A 17748-nucleotide genomic window follows, 5' to 3' on the forward strand; every position below is an offset into this window, starting at 1 on the left:
GTTTAAAACAGGCTGCCTGTCCTGCCCGGAGAAAAACAGCCTGATAACTCTGAAATTGCCTGGTCTTAACGAAAAACTGACACTTATTTCAGTGAAAAGTACGGAATGGCGACCTGTTTACCGTTCAGCACGATAGACACGAAGCCTTCCGGGTGATCGGTATTGACCTGATCGGCGGTAAGTGGCCGGGAAGCCATCAGCAAATCCCCCGCCTCATTTGCGCCGATCCCAGCCTTGCCGTTATGCAGGCTGAAACGCTGGCTGGCACGGCTGACATCCTTGCCCGAGGGTGCGTTGCCAAATGCCATTTTGCTATCGAAACGTGCGCAGCGGCCGGTCTTAAAGCGATCTTTTGCGGTGGTTTTGATCAACACACCGGCCGACGCCACCCAGCCATCGATTTTGACAAACACCCGCACATCGGTGTCGTGCGGTGTCACAATCATCACATCCAGCACCGGGCTGGCCCCTTCGGCATGCCAGGACGCTTCAAACTTGTGGGTTTTCCGTTGCAGGCTGACAATCGCCCTTCCGCCGGTGGTTTTGTCCCCCACCACTTTGTTCAGCGGCGCATTGCCGCTGCCATTGCTGAAGGAGGACTGGCCGAAGACTTCAATTTCCCAGGCATCGCCGACATCCGGGGTATAGATATTGCCCAGCTCCACCCACTTCTGCTGGTCGCTGTTGTTTTCGATGCGGAACCTTGAGGTCAGATAGTTGTATTTCATACTGCCATCAACCGCCACGCCGTAAGACTCCACGCGCGTGGAACCGCGTTCCCAGGCGCCCAGCCACTCGCCTTCCGCCAGCGAATTATCAATCCAGCTACCGGCCTGAAGATTGGTCTGACGCATATTGAGACGCGAGTTGTGCGCAATCAGCGGGTTTTTACAGGTTTCCAGGCTCAGCGCATCAATGATCCACTGCCCGTTCGAGATATCACCGGGGAATTCGGTGTGTTCAATCCAGCCGTTGTGGATCAGCGACTGACCGCAGCGTTGCAGGTTCAGCACCTTACCGTCGGTGCAGTACTGGGCATTAAAGTTAGACAGCTCGATGGCCGTGCTGTGATCCCACTTACCCTTAGGTGCATTGGACCAGACAGACTTGATTACGTCGCCGCTACAGCGCAGCGCATACCACTGATCAATTTTACAGTCGAGGGTATCCATCAGGCTGATCGCCGTGCCCCCCACGCGGACAAACCGCAGGCAGGCGCCACGGAAATACTGGCCGCCTTCGCATTGGTTATCGAAGAAGCCTTGCTTGTTCGGCTGGGTGTCGGTGCGCCCGTTAAATTGCAGGTTGCTGACTTCCACCCAGCGGGTGTTGACCTTGAAGACGAAGTCAGAATCGCCGTTGGAGACAATGGTGGTGGCCGGGAAATAGCCGAAGTTCACCATCGCACCGGAGACGCGGAAGAAACGCGTCTGCTGCTGCGAGAAGTCACAGGCACTGACGAAGAAGGTGCCCGCCGGGAATTGCAGACAGATCTGCTGGTTCGCATCCTGCGCCCACTGATACATCGCTTTGATCGCCGGGGCGCTGTCGGTTTTACCATCGGCAATCGCACCGAAATCAAACAGCGTCAGACGGTTAAAGTCCTCCACCACGCGGCGCCAGTGGTAATCCGCACCGGAGGAGATCGTGACGCCTCCGTCATCTTTGGCGGCTTCCAGTGTGCCAACGAACTCGCCGCCGCCCACTTCCAGCCCCTCATGCCAGCTTTTCAGCTTAATTTTTGCGCCACTAAACAGCGGGCGCGTTTTACGCAGATCGTCAACCGAAGGAATTTCACCAATCAGCTGATACCCGGCGGGCTGTGCCAGACGCTGGCTGAAATTATTCGCACCGCGGGTCACATCAGGGATATTAAACAGCGTGTTTCCGGCATCATCGACCACCGCCATAGAATGCGAAGGATCGGCAATCAGCGCAGCGTTGTCAGCGATAAACTGTTCAAAATTGCCCTTATTCAGCGCAACGGGCTGCTGTACCTGCGACAGTTTGCCAGAGGCATCGCGCAGATAGAGGTTAATCAGATTTCCGGCTTGGGTCGGGTCCGTGCCCGCTTTACCGATAAACAGTTTACCGTTGAAATTCTTCCAGAACTGGTCTGGCATGGTGTAGACATTCTCTGGCGTCAGAATCGGTACATCGCCTTTCGGCAGCTCACCGGGTGTAATCCCTTTTAACGCCAGAGAAGGATCGCTTTTCGCCGCCGCCGCACTGGAGATAGAGCTGACAGAAAGCCCGGCAAGAATTGACGAGAATGCCGTGAGTAATTCTCTTCTTTTCATTGGTGTTATCCCATGGTCAATTTTTTGGAGCCTGCAAAGCAGGCAGGAAACGGATGTCCAGAGATACTCAATTAGAACCTGAACTGCCCTTACACCAGGGACAGCCAGCTCTCTTTAATCACGCGGCCATCGAATTTGAGAGCCGTGGTTTGGGTACTGGCGCTCATGGCATAGAACAGGTCATCGTCATGAGCGATCTTATTCATACTGTCGATGAAACGCGCTTTATCGTTCATTGCGACCAGGAAGCCATCCTGCTGATGGTTTATAATTTCCTGCGGCCCGGTCGGACAATCGTACGCGACAACAGGCAGTGACCAGGATTTGGCTTCCAGCAGCACCAGCGGCAGACCTTCGTAGCGCGAGGTCATCAGCGCCATATCACTGTCACGGTAATAGTCGTTAATGTTGCTTACGCGGCCAACGAAATTAACGCTGTCACTGATGTTCAGCTTTGCTGCCAGCGCGATCAGTTCATCTTTCAGCTCTCCGTCCCCAGCAATCACCAGCTTCCAGTCAGGATTGCTGGCAACAAAGCCCTGCCAGACATCCAGTAACAGGTCGAAACCTTTTTGATGATCAAGACGTCCGACCGCCAGCGCCTGATGGTGCCGCGTTGTGCGCTGAAGATTTTTATACACCACAGGATTGGGGATGGTTTTGCTGGCGATATTCCAGCCATTGAACACCTGATGATCTTTGTCGGTCAGTACGATCACGCGATCGTAATAACGCAGCATCAGGTACTTGAGGAGTTTGATCGGTTTACTGAAGGAGTTAATCGCCACATGCTCACAGGCATAGACGCGGGCCGTTTTCTTTTTGAGGGTCATCATGCTGTAGAGTGCAAACATCACGCTCAGGCGTCCCATGCTAATCAGAAACACCGCATCAAACTGCTGTTGCTGAATCTGCTTCACGGCGGCCTTGAGCGGATTTTTTTCGCCAGCGAAGCTGACGATCTGCTGTACCTGGCTGAAAGGATAAAACGGTTCTCCCGACCCTTCCAGTGAATAGATGGTCACCTCATGCTGCTCACCGAAGCACTCTGACATGAAGTTACAGATATTCTCAGTTCCGGCATAGGAATACGCATCCTTGATGACCAGTACGATTTTTTTCATTATTTCAACCACCTCAGATCAGCGATGTTTTAAGGTAAACAACACGCCATTAACCATGTACCAGACGTAGTAGTAATAAACCTTCAGCGGGTTATTTTTATAAATGTACTTGAGTAAATCGAGGTGCCATTTCGCCGCTTTATTTTTATTACGCGACAGGGAATCTCCCATTTCATAATAGGTCACCAGGTTTTTATCAATCACCCGCGCCTGCTTGTACTGTTCGAACAATTCATACAGGAAGAGAAAATCTTCATGCCCTTTCTTCTTAAACAGCACCTGACGCGCCGGACGACGATAGCAGACAGAAGAGAAGCAGATGCGGAACTGCTTTTTAACGAAGTTATCTTTCAGCAACACTGGGTTACCGTAACGTACCTCGTAGGATTTGGTGCGTGACTGGTAATGATAATGACTGATCACCAGGTCATCACCGGCCGCCAGGCAGGCGGTTTGCAACATCAGCTTATCGCTGGCCCACTCATCGTCACTGTCGAGGAAGGCAATAAACGGCTCCGTCGCGGCTTTTAATCCCACGTTACGGGTTTCTGCTGCACCGAGGTTAACGTCATTACTGAGAATAGTAATCCGCGGGTCAGTGCAATGCTGCTGCACAAATTCCAGTGAGTCATCGGTGGATTTATCATTAATCAGATAGATCCGCCAGTCGGTATACGTTTGATCAATCACCGACTGCACCGCACGCAAAACGGTCGCGCGCGCATTGTACATCGGGATAATAATCCCTACCGTGCCGATTTGATTATTCATCTGATACCCTATTTTTATTACGGGTCAGGCATGCCTGACCCCTACGAAATATATCTGTCGAAGATTACGGACCAGGTAGGCCTGCCCCCTACGAAATATATCTGTCGAAGATTACGGGTCAGGCATGCCTGACCCCTACGAAATATATCTGGGGAAGCGTAGGGGCGAGGCACGCCTCGCCCGCTGGTGTTAAAAAAGACGGAATAACGGCGCAATGCTGTAACCATTGATGGACTGCACTGACAGAATGGTGTTGTACGCCAGATAATAAGAGGTCATGGCAAACAGCAGCCCAAAGTTAACCAGCGTGTGACGGATACGCATCATCAAAAACGCCAGCAATAACGGTTCACAGTGCAGGAACAGGTTCCCGACTCGTCCACCGATAATGGAGAAGTCCGAGAAAATGATACGCACGGCGGCACCGGCCGAGTAAGCGATAAACAGAATGTAGGCAATACGGTCTTCTTCTTTAATCGGACGGTTAAAATAAACCACGGTAAAGAAGGCAATAAAGGCGATGTTTTTTAAGTTCGCCAGACCAAAGACCGGTGAGGCGGCATCAAATACCGTACCGCTGTAGCCCATCGCGCGGTCCCCGATCACCGGGACAATCCCCAGTGAGTCCAGGAACAGCTTTTTCCCGCCGATCAGGCCCAGCGGGATCGCCGCCAGTACCATCGCAATACCAAAGTATTTACGCTCACGCAGGAACAGGAACGGTAACACCATCAGTACCGCATAACCGGTTGAGTGTGACTGGGTGCTGAACGCCAGAAAAACAAACGCCAGAAAATATTTACGTCCGGCGGCAGAACAGATGCAGGCCACCGCGAAGGCGCTGGAAAGCCCGAAACGAATCTGGTTCATATCCTTGTTGATAAACAGGTGCGCTGAGTAAAGGCACAGCGAACAGAGGATCAACGGCGAATACTTTTTAAAAATCCAGGCATTGGTTGATACGGCAATAAAACTGATGAACAGCAGGAAAAAGTAGCTTTCATGGGTGAACCACGACAATACCCATGCCAGTAACATAAACAGGTTTTCGTAACGGTAAATATCCGCCACGGTTTCATAACCACTGATACTCGACTGACGGGAAAAATCGTAGAAAAACCCAAGATACTGCCAGTCATCAATACCGGAATTGGGGCCCCTGAAGCCCGCAAACATAATCAACGCCACCACCGCGATAAAGAAGAAGTAGGTGGTTACGCGTTTCATTTTCGGCTCATTCGCCTGGTTAATCGTCGCCAGTTCAAAGAAACATAAAATCAGAATGCTGTAACTGACTATCCAATATATTGCCATAGTGTTTCCCACCCAATTATTATTCTTCTGCTCACGTTACTTCCCTCCGAGTTTTGCCCGAAGTTTGTCTTTCACACGATTGAGGAAGTAAGTGCGGTTATCTTTATTGGTTAAGAAAAAGTAGCGGGCAAAGCTGAGGCTGGCCTGGAACGACTTACCGTCCATCTTATAACGCAGCGGCAGTTTGTACGCTTTGTAGGTGTGAATATCACGCCGGGTGAGATACGGTTTCATGTTGTCGAGCCAGAAGAAGGAATACTTCACCGACTCGCCTTTATGTTTAGAACCAAATTTGGTGACCAGATGGTAGTTGGCCAGTGGCTGGTCAATCATCACAAACTCGTAGCCGAGTTTGTCAGCCCGGATGCAGAAGTCATAGTCCTGGTGACGGATATACTTCGGGTCAAAACGGATGTCCTGCGCGCATTCACGCTTCAGCACGATGGTGCTGGTCTGGATAAAGCCATAGCAGCCAAACAGATACTCGGCCACGGTTTCATGGCGCCCCACCTGCTGCAATGGCAACACTTTCAGGAACTGGCCATCCTGAATAATATTGACCTGGCTGTAAATCACGAACTTCTGTTTGCCCTGCCCTTCCAGCTGATGAATCAGCTTCAGGCTTTCAGCCAGCTTGTCTTTGTGCCACTCATCATCGGCATCAAGGAAACTGATGTAATCACCCGTTGCCAGTTCAATACCTTTGTTACGCGCACCGGAGCCGTTCAGTTTCTCCTGCGACAGCACCAGATTAATCTTCAGCTGGCGGTAACGGTCTGACTGCACCAGCGCAGCAAGCTTATCGGCGTCGGCCGATTTATCATCAACGATGATCACTTCGAAATGCTGATAGCTCTGCGCCGCCACACAGTCCAGGGTGGTCACAATAGATTCGGATGCATTATATGCAGGAATGACGATGGAAAAGAAAATATCCTTCATTACCAGGCACCTTTTAAACGGTTACAAACAAACACTCACCAGAAAAAAGGAACCTTTACCCTTTCGGTATAAAGGTTCCTCAGGGATATTAGCTTTTCGCATCCTGCTTATAGCTGTAGTCGTAATAGTCATAACCGTAACCATAGGCATTGGCTGACTTGCGTACTACGGCGTTGAGGATCACCCCTTTAATATCGATACCATTCTGGGCGAAACGTTTGTAGCTGATTTCCACTTCCTTAAGGGTGTTGGTTTCGAAACGCGCCACCATCAGGGAGGTTCCCGCCAGCTTGCCGATAATGGACGCATCGGTCACAGCCAGAATCGGTGGGGTGTCAATTAACACCAGGTCGTAGTGCTGACTGGCCCACTCAAGCAGCTCATTCATGCGGCTGTGCATCAGCAGCTCAGACGGGTTAGGCGGCACCTGACCACGCGCAATAAAATCAAAACCGTATTCACCGCGCTGGATCAGATCCGGGGTAAATGGCGTCTTACCGGACAGAATGTTCGACAGACCCGTTTTACTCTCAGCACCCAGCAAATCGTGGGTGTAACCGCGACGCATATCACCATCGATAAACAGCACTTTCTGACCGGCTTTCGCCACCAGTGTTGCCAGGTTAGAACAGATAAAGGTTTTACCTATGCCCGGGCTGGCACCGGTAATCATCAGAATGTTGTTTTTCGCTTCCATCATGGCGAAGTGCAGGCTGGTACGCAGGCTGCGGATCGCTTCGATGGAGAGGTCCGTTGGGTTGCCCAGTGCCAGCAGCGTGTTGTGCGGGTCCGTTTTCCCTTTCAGGTTACGTTTCACCAGCGCTTCGGCATCTTTCTTACGCTGCCATTCGGAAAGCGGGACGCTGGCATACACGCTCAGACCCAGCTCTTCCAGCTGTTCAGGGTTATCAATACCATGATGGAACAGGGCTTTCAGCAGCACCAGACCCACCGATACCACCAGACCTGCCACCATACTGGCCAGAATCAGTAACAGTTTTTTCGGTGCCACCGGTGTACCGGCGGTTTCCGCATGGTCGATGATGCGAACATCACCCACGGTACTGGCCTTACTGATGCTCAGCTCCTGCTGACGATTCAGCAGCTGCATGTAGATTTCCTGCCCTGCCTGCACATCACGCGTTAAACGCACGATTTCCTGCTGAGTCTGCGGCATCTGACTGATTTTGCCGTTCAGCTTTTTCTGTTCATCTTCCAACGTGGCACGTTTTTCCAACAGTGCGCGGTAGGTCGGGTGATCTTTCTTGAACAACTGTGACACTTCCGCTTCGCGGAAAGTCAGTTCGTTCAGCTGCGTCTGAATGCTGACAGAAGAGTCGAGCGCGGATTTCGCTTCCAGCGACACATCGACGGAGTCATTCTGGCGACGGAAGGTATTCAGTTTGTCTTCTGCGACATCCAGTTTGCTACGAACTTCAGGCAGCTGGTTCTTCAGGAAGGCCAGACTCTTCTCGGCTTCTTCAGATTTGCGCTCAACGTTCTGGTACAGATAGTTATTAATCACCTGGTTCAGCACCTGGCTGATCAATACCGGGTCTTCACCGGTATAGGTCAGGCCCAGCACGCCGGTGTCCTTGCCCATATCCGCAACGGTCAGGTTGTTGTAGATCAGTTTGATGGCTTGCAGGTCGCTCAGTTTAGACACGGTGAAGCTGGTGCCTTCCTCTGCCTGAATGTCGCTGACCAGCATGGTGACATCGCCGTGCTGTTCAAACTGGCCGACTTTGCCTTTAAACAGCTCATCGCCGTCTTTGCTGACGGTGTAGCTGTCCGGCCCATCGACTTCAACCGTTAACTGGCGTTTATCCCAGATAGCCGGCACTTTCATGCGTGAAATGGCAATCTGCTGCGGCTTATTGCCCATCATGCGTGACAGGCCGCGACCGATCACCGGGAAATAGTCCTCCTGCACCAGCACATCAAGGCCGAGGTCTGCCACCGTTTTCCCCAGCACCATACGTGAGGTAATAATTTGCACTTCAGTCGCTGACGCGGGTTGTGCATTGGGCATCATCTGCGACAGGTCATTCAACACGGTGTTGGCATTTTTCTGCTCAACCTGCACCATGGCGTCCGCGCTGTAAATCGGCGTGGCGAACAGGCTGTAAAGTGTGCCCATCAACATAAATAACGCCGTAACCGCAACGATTATCCAGCGATGGTCAATGAACTGTCCCACAAGATGCGCCAGATCGAACCCGTTTGAATCGTCTTGAGGCGCTGACGGTGCCTTACTTTTTATTTTCATGGAAGTCCCAACTATCGGCTTAATGCGTTGACCCATTTCTGGGCAGCGTTTTCAAGGATTCCGTACACGGCCTCAAAGGCATCGCGGCTTTTCTTATACGGGTCGGCGATTTCCTGCTGATTGATCCAGTGTCCAAACAGCATGGTTTTGCCACGTACGGAAGGGTTGATGCGGCAGACCTGGTCGACATGTTTTTTTTCCATCACCAGGATCAAATCGTAATCCCGGCACATGCCCGACGTGAGTTGCTGTGCCACATGCCCTTGCAGTGACACACCATTTTCACCGGCCACGCTGCTGGCAGTCTCGTCAGCAGCGTGGCCGCCCATGGCCCCCAATCCCGCGGATGCGATATTCTTCTCAGGTAGTGCGGATTTCAGCAGTCGTTCCCCCGTGGGGGAACGGCAGATATTTCCGATACAAACAACTAAGATTGAATTAATCATAATGTTTTCCGGCGGTTACCAGTTATGAAGCGTCTGCACGGTACGTGTCGCATCGTAAACACCGCTGATGGTCGGAACGAGCTGTGAAATCACGCGGTTCCAACGGGTGAGCGGCGTAGAAGTGACATAAACGATGTCATAAGGTTCTAACTGGAACTCGGTACCCATTACCATCGCGGCGGCATCTTTAGTATTGAGCTGATAGATGTTGGCGATTTTGCTGCGGTTAGGTCCTTTAGTTGGACGAATCACGAAGACACCCGTTGCATCAGCAGCGGCCTGATCCATGCCCTGAGCATTACCCAGCGCTTCCGACAGCGTCATGCCGCTGCGGTCCATTTTCAGTGTGGCCTGCTGTTTCACTTCACCCATAACGAACACTTTGAGGTCGTCATTACGCGGCACATAAAGAATGTCGCCAGGGTACAACAGATGGTTTTGCGACAGGTCACCGTTCTTCATCAGCGCCTGTAATGAAATAGGCTGCTCGCGGCCGTTGTGCGTCAGCACTACGTTGCGCCAGTCGGCGTTGGCGGTTAACCCGCCCGCGGCGTTGACGGCATCAAGAATGGTCAACGGCACGTTGGTGATCGGCTGCTGGCCGGACGTCGTCACTTCACCGGTCACATAAGTTTTCTGTGATTTGAATGAGGCAATGCTGACATCCACCTGCGGGCTTTCAATGTACTGGGACAGGCGGCGGGCGATCTCATCCCGGATTTCCTGCACCGTGCGACCCGCTACACGCACTTTACCGATATACGGATAGAAGATCGTGCCATCGGAATGGACCCAGTTACCGGTGTCGCTGGCGCTACGATACTGACCAGATGGGGTTGTCAGTTCCGGGTGATCCCAGACGGTCACCGTCAGAACATCACCTACCCCGATACGATACTCATAAGCCTGCAACTCGCGCTGCAGCGCTTCATTCGCCTGTGCCACAACCGGTTTTGGTCGCATGCGTTCAACCAGGCCCGGCGTCAGCGGGAAGACATTAACGTATTTGTCGATGTCAAAATCACTGTCCTGTTGCTTGACAACATCTTTACCCGTGGTGGAAAGGTGGCTGCCCGGCTCGATGGTACAGCCGGAAAGGAACGCTGCTGAGACCAGCAGGGGTATCAATTTAGTTTTGATTTTAATCATCTGGTTTATCGCTATCAGTAATTTGAATGTGAATGGCGAGACCGCCGCTGTGTAGCGTCTAAAAGTTGCTAATACTGCAAATCAGGTACTTATTTGTAAGGCCCCCTGCTTTGTTTTAATAAGCCCCATCCCGTTTCAGAACCACACCAACGGTTTTGAACAAGATGGCGATATCGTTCCACAGTGACCAGTTTTTCACGTACCAGGAGTCGAAGTAGACGCGCGTTTCATAATCAACATCATTACGTCCGCTCACCTGCCACAATCCGGTCATGCCTGGTTTAGCCATATAGTAGTAATCCACATCACCCGCATAGCGTTCCAGTTCGGCTTCGATGACCGGACGTGGCCCCACCAGACTCATTTCACCGCGCACGACATTCCATAACTGCGGTAATTCATCAAGGCTGGTTTTACGGATAAAATGTCCAACGCGGGTAATGCGCGGGTCATTTTTCAGCTTAAAGTCTTTATCCCACTCTTCACGCGCTGCCGGGTCAGTGCGCAGCACCTCTTCGAGCACCTCTTTAGAGTTCACCACCATGGAGCGGAACTTCAGACATTTAAATTTGCGGCCCTTGAAGCCAACGCGTTCATGACCATAAATCGGTGCACCCCCATCGCGGGACACCATAAATATCAGTGCCGCTAATGCGGGCAACAGCATGGTGATAATCCCCAGCGCGCCAACAATATCGAAAGTGCGTTTCAGGAAGCGCGAAGTGCGCTTGGCAAGATTATTGTTCACCCGAAGAATCATCACTTCATGGCTAAAGATGTATGCCATATCTGTGCCATAAAGTGGCACACCACGCAGTGAAGGGATGACGGATACTGAACGACAGTTATGTTTGGCCAGATTCTTCAGCCACAGATCGCGTGACTGGCTCTGTTCGTATTCCACTGCCACGATAAACTGAGTTTCGCTGTTCACCATTGACCACAGCGTCTGCTCGTCTTTCACCACCGGGATACCGAAGAGTTCATGAGCGGGCTGGCTGCCATCGACATCAAAGAAAGCCACCACATCAAAGCCCATCACTTCTTCGCTTTGCAGCGCCTGATACGCTTCTTCGGCATTTTTACCACTGCCTAAAATAATCGACTGCTTTTTCCACAGATTGTTTCGATTAAGCACCCGTTTAACAACGGCACGCCCCACCGGGATCATCACCATCGCCAGCAACCAGGTTAATACCCAAATCCAGCGGGACAATTCCCATTTAGATAATGCGCTGATGGAAAGTGCAATAATCGAAAATACTAAGACCGTTCTGAAGACTTCTTTTAACTCAAACCAGAAGGGTTTGCGGTAAGTGTAATGGCGTAATCTCACCCAGAACCATCCCACGCAAACAACAGAAAGCAGAATATGTGTAGCAATAGTCAATTTGAAATCGATGGCAGGTATATCTGACAGAGTATCACCAGGGAAACTATTAATGAGCAGAATGGCCACAGCCAGTGCCGCATTAAAACAGATGAGATCTGAGAGAGCCAATGACAGTTTTATTAACAACCCTTTAAAGGTAAATTCAATATCGCGCATAGTTAACTCGTAATTTTTATCTTAGGAAGCCTGTGTTTTATTGGTTTCTGACCTGGTGAGATGAGTATTTAATCAACGCATCAGTTATTACACAGGAAACTTATTTAGGGAGTCTGACAAAAAGGTCATCGTAGCTGGCATAGCGGCTAGAGATTTTGGCAAGAAAATCAACATGAACGTTTACTGTTCCGCGGCGCTTCCTGAACAGTCTCAAGACTCGTCAGGACACGCTACCGCCCCTGGCTTGTAGCTGCCAATGCGCTGTAATGTTGCCGTTTCATGTTGTTCACCTGCCATTTTCAGCGTCAGGTTTTAGCGTTTTTATCGACAGAAATGCGTCATCATTCACATAAATCAACATTTAATCCGTCAGTACTGCGCTAAATACAACATCCACGCAGACATTCAGTAACACGTTGCTATACTAGTTATAACTGGCCTGTTTACAAGAGGCTCCCCTCGCCCGTACCTTCTTTTAGGAATAAGACTACGTTGCTGCTGCGTCAGTACCACTCATTGCCCTACTCCTCTCACAGTAAAATTAAGATTAATTCCCTGTCGAAAACTAAGAATAATCCTACTTCCGTGTATTCAGGTTATAAGTATTACTCTTTAATCAATCTGGCCCTATACGATTAATCCTGAAAAGAAACAGTTTAAGAATTTCGGTAACCGATGGTTATTAATCCGCCGATAAGGCGGATTATCCTCCCGTCATGAAGTCCTAACGACAATACGCCCGGATTACAGGTTGAAATGGTGGCGATTCCGACTCATCATTGATGATCTCATATGCTGTTCAGGTGAAAACAATGTTCGAATGGATCGCCGACCCGTCAATCTGGGCCGGCCTGGTCACGCTAGTCCTGCTGGAACTGGTCCTGGGTATTGATAACCTGGTGTTTATAGCCATCCTGGCTGAAAAGCTTCCCCCCGCACTGCGCGACCGTGCGCGCGTCACCGGCCTGATGCTGGCTCTGCTGATGCGCCTTGGCCTGCTGGCCTCTATCTCCTGGCTTTCATCACTGACCGATGCCCTGTTTAGCGTCAACGGTCACGGTTTTAGTGCACGCGATCTGATCATGCTGGTCGGCGGTGTATTCCTGCTATTTAAAGCCACGATGGAGTTGAACGAGCGGCTGGAAGGTAAGGATGGGGAAGAAGGCCCGCAAAAACAGGGCGCACGCTTTTGGCCTGTGGTGGCTCAGATTGTGGTGCTGGATGCGGTGTTCTCGCTGGATTCGGTGATCACCGCTGTCGGTATGGTTGACCACCTCGCCGTGATGATGGCAGCGGTGATTATTGCCATCTTCCTGATGCTGCTGGCCAGTAAGCCTTTGACCCGTTTCGTTAATAGCCACCCGACCATTATCATTCTCTGCCTCAGCTTCCTGCTGATGATCGGCTTCAGCCTGATAGCCGATGGCTTTGGCTACCATATTCCTAAAGGCTACCTGTACGCTGCCATCGGTTTCTCAGTGATTATTGAAGCCCTGAACCAGCTGGCACAGTTTAACCGCCGCCGTTTCCTCTCTGCAAAATCGCCGCTGCGTAAACGCACCGCAGAAGCGGTCCTGAGGCTACTGCGCGGCCACCACGAACAGGCTGAACTGGACGCGGAAACCTCATCACTGATTGCTGATAATGCCGGGCGCAAAGCCATCTTCAACAAGCAGGAGCGCATGATGATTGCACGCGTACTGGCCATGGGCCAGCGCAGCGTGCGCAGCATCATGACCTCGCGTCATGATATTGAGCATATTGACCTGGCAGAGTCACCGGAAAAAATCATGGCGCTGCTGGACAATAATCAGCATACGCGGCTGATCATTACCGAAAACAGTGATGAACCGCTCGGTGTGGTACACATTATTGACCTGTTAAAGCAGGCTCTGCATGGCAATGACCTGGATTTGCGCGCGCTGATCCGCCAGCCATTAGTTTTCCCTGAGCAGCTTGCCCTGCTGCCCGCGCTGGAACAATTCCGTACTGCCCGTACCCATTTTGCGTTTGTGGTCGACGAGTTTGGTTCGGTTGAAGGCATTGTGACGCTGAGTGATGTGATGGAAACCATCGCCGGGAATCTGCCCAATGAAGGGGAGAAGATCGACCCACGCTACGATATTCAACAGAATGCCGACGGCAGCTGGACGGCAAATGGCCATATGCCACTCGACGATCTGGCCATGCATCTGCCGCTGGTACTGGATGAGAAACGCGAATACCTCACGCTGGCAGGATTACTGATGGAGCATTTGCAGCGCATACCGCAGGAAGGGGAAGAGGTTCAGGTGGGGGATTACCTCTTCCGGACGTTACAGGTTGACAGCCATCGGGTACAAAAGGTGCAAATTATCCCGCAGAATGACACCGTGTAATGTCAGTGAATGTCGGGGGCGATCCTGTTCCCATCGCCCCCGACAACATCACAGACCTTTCAGCAACTTATTCATATCGTCTTTGTTATTGCTATCCGGGTTACGTTCAATCCACTGCTGCAGACGCTGACGGGCTTCGTCACGCAACTCGTCACGCAGCACCTGATCCACTCTCAGGTTGTAGTTAATCGCCGACCACGGACCATAGATGTGTAATGGCACTGGCGTTTGTTGCAGACGCTGTACCAGCGTACTGTCACCGCTCCAGCCTTGGGTCACCGTCACGCCAAAGCGAATATCCAGCGTTCTTTTCACCACATCAATCATACCTGCGCCGGTATAGTTGAGCTGATCGGAACGGGCATCCAGGCGACCAAAATTAAACACGCCATTATTGAGTGCCAGCCGCCCCTGGATTTGTTGCAGGTTGGGCTGGCTGTCGTCATTCTGACCGCGCACCTTGGTGCTGTTATTCTCCACCGCACGCTGGATCAATTGCTGGAAATTCAGACCGGCAAACTGCGCGTCTCGAATACTCAGATCTGCACTGCCCTGCCACTGTCGCTTAAAGGCGTCGACAGTCAGCCCCTCACCGTGAAAGTCCCCTTTCAGCGAAAGCGCACCACTGATGTTGTTTGGCAATTCAAACCCATTCAATAACGGAGTGAGTGCAAACTGCTTCAGGTCTGGCTGGAAGGCCACTTTAGTCTGGGCGCTACGCACATCAATCGTACCCGGCAGAGAGAAACTGCCGTCAGCGGCCTGGCCATTGAAGGTTTTCACCGTCAGTAACCCCTCTTCACTGGCGGCGTCCAGCTGCACATTGTTCATCTGCAGCCCGCGCCAGTTGAGTTTATCGGCCACGAGGGAGAGTTGGCCGTCCATCGCATTGAGCGGGGAATTGGCATTATCATACTCTGGCAACGCAGCAATCACCGGTGCAGGGCCGGAACGCTGTTCGGCCCCGGTGCCCCCCCCGGCAGAAACCGGGTTCAGGCCCAGTAAGGCATCCAGATTGAGACTGGCCGCGTGCAGACTGGCAACCACCTGGGGGCGCGTGCCCAGCGATCCGGACACCGTGCCGGTGAGCTGACTGTCATTGGCACTGAGACTGATATCTTCAAGACTGAACTGACGGGTTGGCGACGTCCAGTGGGCTTTCATCCGGGCGCTGCCCTTCACGCCGTCCTGAGGAAGATCGGCCCCTTTGAGTTGGTAATCGAACTGATTGATGACCGCACCAACGTGTCGCGGATAATCGGTAATATCCAGATCGCTATCCATGCTCACCTGCAACTCGCGCTGGTCACGGTTAATCCGGCTGCTCAGCGTGATATGTGCACGGCGAGGCTGCGTCTGATCCAGCGCCAGATTAAAATCACGCACGTTCAGTTGTTCACCGTTACTTTGCTGCCAGACCAGCAGGCTGTCAGCAATGCGCAGATGGGAAATATCGAACTTCCAGCCATGCGTTACGTCACTGACGGAAGCAGTGTTACCTTTATCGACGGGGCCGATAGGTGCATCAGCAGGACGCTGGCTTTCGCTGTCCTGCGTCAGGCGCACAACGGCACCTTTCAACATCACCTGCTTGACGGAAAGCTGATGGGAAAGTAGCGGCAACAGATCGACGTCCAGCCGCATATTTTGCGCACTGACAACGGGCTGTGCGGCACCCGGCGCGGTCAGGGTCATCGGCCCGGAAAGGATGCTGAGCTGCGGCCAGACGTGCCAGCGCAAATCGCCATTGAGCGCCAGTTGGTAGCCGTTACGCTGCTCCACCTGGCGAATCATATAGGCGCGAAAATCATTAGGATTGACCAGCACGACCAGCGCAGTCATACCCGCTACCATCACCACCAGTAGAATGGCAAGGGTCGTTATAAATCTTTTCATGCCTCTCCTTACCCCTTCATCTTTCCGCTCACAGCGGTGTTGGCTGCCTTCCCTCACCCCAGTCACTGACTGATGTAAGCTCCTGGGGATTCGCTCAGTTGCCGCATTGCTGCAAGCTGAAATCTAAAGGGTTTCATCACTCTTCTTTCCGCTCACAGCGGTGTTGGCTGCCTTTCCTCACCCCAGTCACTGACTGATAGCGCAGGCTCAGCTTGAATGATGCCGGGTATCAGTCTTTATCAATACGGCTGGCATCCGCACCCTGCTGCCCTTTGTACTTGGCATCCTGGCGGCTGTTATAAGGACGCGCGGCCGGCCCCGACAGCGGCTCAAAGCTCAGTGCGCCAATCAGCATGCCAGGGCGCAGTGCTAATGGCAGTTTACCTGAATTATAGAACTCCAGCACAATCCGGCCCTGCCAGCCCGGATCAATACGGTGAGCGGTCACGTGAACCATCAGCCCAAGGCGCGCCAGCGAAGAGCGACCGTCCAGCCAGCCCACAAGGTCGTCGGGGATGGTCACCGACTCCAGCGTCACCGCCAGCGCCAGTTCACCCGGATGCAGATAGAAGGCATCGCCTTCTGGCAGCACAATTTCATCGCTCATCACGCGTTCCAGCGCCGCGCTGACTTCGTCTTTCGGTCCGCTTAAATCAATAAAAGGAGCAGTATGACCGCGAAAAGTGCGGAACTGATTGCCCAGACGGACATCAACGGTGGCACCATTGATACGTTCAACCGGTGGGCGAGGATCAATGCCCAGTTTGCCATTATCGAGCCAGGCTTCTATATCGCGGTCACATAATCTCATGGAGCACTCCAACAGACGCTTCGATTACTCGAAGAACTGATTAATTTTCGCTTTCAGGATATCAATGGCAATACGGTTTTTGCCGCCACGCGGCACAATAATGTCAGCGTATTGTTTTGAAGGTTCGATAAATTGCAGGAACATCGGGCGCACCGTCTTCTGATACTGTGCCATCACCGAATCCATTGAGCGCCCACGTTCGTTCACATCGCGTTTCATACGACGCATCAAACAGATGTCCAGCGGGGTATCAACGAAAATAGAGAAGTTCATCTCCTGACGCAGTCGCGCATCCGTCAGTAGCAAAATCCCCTCAAGGATAATCACTTTTTTCGGCTTAAGGCAGAGGGTTTGCTGGGTGCGGGTGTGTTCCACATAGCTGTATACGGGGAGCTCAATCTCCTGACCGGCTTTCAGCATTTGCAAATGCTGCAACAGGAGATTGTGGTCCATGGCACTGGGGTGGTCGTAGTTCGTCTTGACCCGCTCCTCCATAGTGAGGTGGCTCTGGTCTTTGTAGTAGGCATCCTCGGGGATGACACCAATATTTTCATCACCCACGCGATCGCGCACTTCACGATACAACGTACTGGCAATAAGACTTTTTCCCGAGGCCGAAGCGCCTGCGATACCTACGATGACGCACTGATGCGACTTGTCAGTCATATATTAAAGACCTGATTCTGAGACAATATAAGGGTAAGCATAACCCGGCAGATTTCGAGCCCCTCATGGGGCCTGCTGTTGACGCAGGCAAATAACGTCAATAAACCTGCCTGCGGCTTGAAATATGAAGGGC

Annotated in this window: 13 protein-coding genes; 1 reads left to right on the forward strand and 12 read right to left on the reverse strand. The window is 52.0% G+C overall.

From position 1 onward, the window contains the following. Window positions 1–83: 83 nt before the first annotated feature. The 9 genes from WH279_RS19440 to wbaP all read right to left on the reverse strand — a co-directional run bounded on the left by WH279_RS19440 (window position 84) and on the right by wbaP (window position 11864). Window positions 84–2300, reverse strand: a complete 2217-nt coding sequence (locus tag WH279_RS19440) for a phage tailspike protein (protein ID WP_339458094.1) — start codon at window positions 2298–2300, stop codon at window positions 84–86. Window positions 2301–2389: 89 nt separating this feature from the next. Further along, the gene (locus tag WH279_RS19445; RefSeq protein ID WP_339458095.1) at window positions 2390–3424 is read right to left on the reverse strand and encodes a glycosyltransferase family 4 protein; all 1035 of its coding nucleotides are present in this window, start codon (window positions 3422–3424) and stop codon (window positions 2390–2392) included. An 18-nt stretch (window positions 3425–3442) separates the two neighbouring features. Continuing rightward, window positions 3443–4195, reverse strand: a complete 753-nt coding sequence (locus WH279_RS19450) for a glycosyltransferase family 2 protein (protein WP_339458096.1) — start codon at window positions 4193–4195, stop codon at window positions 3443–3445. 189 nt (window positions 4196–4384) lie between these two features. Beyond that, window positions 4385–5509 (reverse strand): EpsG family protein, encoded by a 1125-nt coding sequence (locus WH279_RS19455; RefSeq protein WP_200643546.1) that lies wholly within the window; start codon window positions 5507–5509, stop codon window positions 4385–4387. Window positions 5510–5545: 36 nt separating this feature from the next. After that, a complete protein-coding gene (locus tag WH279_RS19460; protein ID WP_339458097.1) occupies window positions 5546–6451 on the reverse strand; it encodes a glycosyltransferase family 2 protein in 906 nt (301 codons plus the stop codon). Between the two features lie 88 nt (window positions 6452–6539). Further along, window positions 6540–8720 (reverse strand): tyrosine-protein kinase Wzc, encoded by a 2181-nt coding sequence (gene wzc / locus WH279_RS19465; RefSeq protein WP_339458098.1) that lies wholly within the window; start codon window positions 8718–8720, stop codon window positions 6540–6542. A gap of 11 nt (window positions 8721–8731) precedes the next feature. Then, a complete protein-coding gene (locus WH279_RS19470) occupies window positions 8732–9166 on the reverse strand; it encodes an arsenate reductase/protein-tyrosine-phosphatase family protein (RefSeq protein ID WP_339458099.1) in 435 nt (144 codons plus the stop codon). 15 nt (window positions 9167–9181) lie between these two features. Beyond that, window positions 9182–10315 (reverse strand): polysaccharide export protein, encoded by a 1134-nt coding sequence (locus WH279_RS19475; protein WP_133841525.1) that lies wholly within the window; start codon window positions 10313–10315, stop codon window positions 9182–9184. A gap of 115 nt (window positions 10316–10430) precedes the next feature. Beyond that, window positions 10431–11864 carry an undecaprenyl-phosphate galactose phosphotransferase WbaP gene (gene wbaP / locus WH279_RS19480; protein WP_339458100.1) on the reverse strand — a complete coding sequence of 478 codons (1434 nt, stop codon included), beginning with the start codon at window positions 11862–11864 and terminating at the stop codon, window positions 10431–10433. 812 nt (window positions 11865–12676) lie between these two features. Between wbaP and WH279_RS19485 the strand changes: the two genes are divergently transcribed. Then, entirely contained in the window at window positions 12677–14242 is a 1566-nt protein-coding gene (locus WH279_RS19485; RefSeq protein WP_200643551.1) for a TerC family protein, read from the forward strand. A 48-nt stretch (window positions 14243–14290) separates the two neighbouring features. On the opposite strand, the gene asmA is transcribed toward WH279_RS19485, so the two are convergent. The 3 genes from asmA to udk form a co-directional block, all read right to left on the reverse strand. After that, a complete protein-coding gene (gene asmA / locus WH279_RS19490) occupies window positions 14291–16138 on the reverse strand; it encodes an outer membrane assembly protein AsmA (RefSeq protein WP_339458101.1) in 1848 nt (615 codons plus the stop codon). 229 nt (window positions 16139–16367) lie between these two features. Next, window positions 16368–16949, reverse strand: coding sequence for a dCTP deaminase (dcd, locus tag WH279_RS19495; protein ID WP_133841521.1), 582 nt, complete (start codon window positions 16947–16949; stop codon window positions 16368–16370). A gap of 24 nt (window positions 16950–16973) precedes the next feature. Continuing rightward, on the reverse strand, window positions 16974–17615 hold the full coding sequence (gene udk / locus WH279_RS19500; protein ID WP_339458102.1) for a uridine kinase: 642 nt from the start codon (window positions 17613–17615) through the stop codon (window positions 16974–16976). Between the last annotated feature and the right edge of the window lie 133 nt (window positions 17616–17748).

This window comes from Erwinia sp. MYb375 (assembly GCF_037479175.1).
In the GTDB taxonomy this organism is placed as follows: domain Bacteria; phylum Pseudomonadota; class Gammaproteobacteria; order Enterobacterales; family Enterobacteriaceae; genus Erwinia; species Erwinia rhapontici.

Coding starts and splice junctions, on each gene's coding strand:
- WH279_RS19440 (WP_339458094.1), bottom strand. CDS start 2,300: ATGAAAAGAAGAGAATTACTCACGGCATTCTCGTCAATTCTTGCCGGG.
- WH279_RS19445 (WP_339458095.1), bottom strand. CDS start 3,424: ATGAAAAAAATCGTACTGGTCATCAAGGATGCGTATTCCTATGCCGGA.
- WH279_RS19450 (WP_339458096.1), bottom strand. CDS start 4,195: ATGAATAATCAAATCGGCACGGTAGGGATTATTATCCCGATGTACAAT.
- WH279_RS19455 (WP_200643546.1), bottom strand. CDS start 5,509: ATGGCAATATATTGGATAGTCAGTTACAGCATTCTGATTTTATGTTTC.
- WH279_RS19460 (WP_339458097.1), bottom strand. CDS start 6,451: ATGAAGGATATTTTCTTTTCCATCGTCATTCCTGCATATAATGCATCC.
- wzc (WP_339458098.1), bottom strand. CDS start 8,720: ATGAAAATAAAAAGTAAGGCACCGTCAGCGCCTCAAGACGATTCAAAC.
- WH279_RS19470 (WP_339458099.1), bottom strand. CDS start 9,166: ATGATTAATTCAATCTTAGTTGTTTGTATCGGAAATATCTGCCGTTCC.
- WH279_RS19475 (WP_133841525.1), bottom strand. CDS start 10,315: ATGATTAAAATCAAAACTAAATTGATACCCCTGCTGGTCTCAGCAGCG.
- wbaP (WP_339458100.1), bottom strand. CDS start 11,864: ATGCGCGATATTGAATTTACCTTTAAAGGGTTGTTAATAAAACTGTCA.
- WH279_RS19485 (WP_200643551.1), top strand. CDS start 12,677: ATGTTCGAATGGATCGCCGACCCGTCAATCTGGGCCGGCCTGGTCACG.
- asmA (WP_339458101.1), bottom strand. CDS start 16,138: ATGAAAAGATTTATAACGACCCTTGCCATTCTACTGGTGGTGATGGTA.
- dcd (WP_133841521.1), bottom strand. CDS start 16,949: ATGAGATTATGTGACCGCGATATAGAAGCCTGGCTCGATAATGGCAAA.
- udk (WP_339458102.1), bottom strand. CDS start 17,615: ATGACTGACAAGTCGCATCAGTGCGTCATCGTAGGTATCGCAGGCGCT.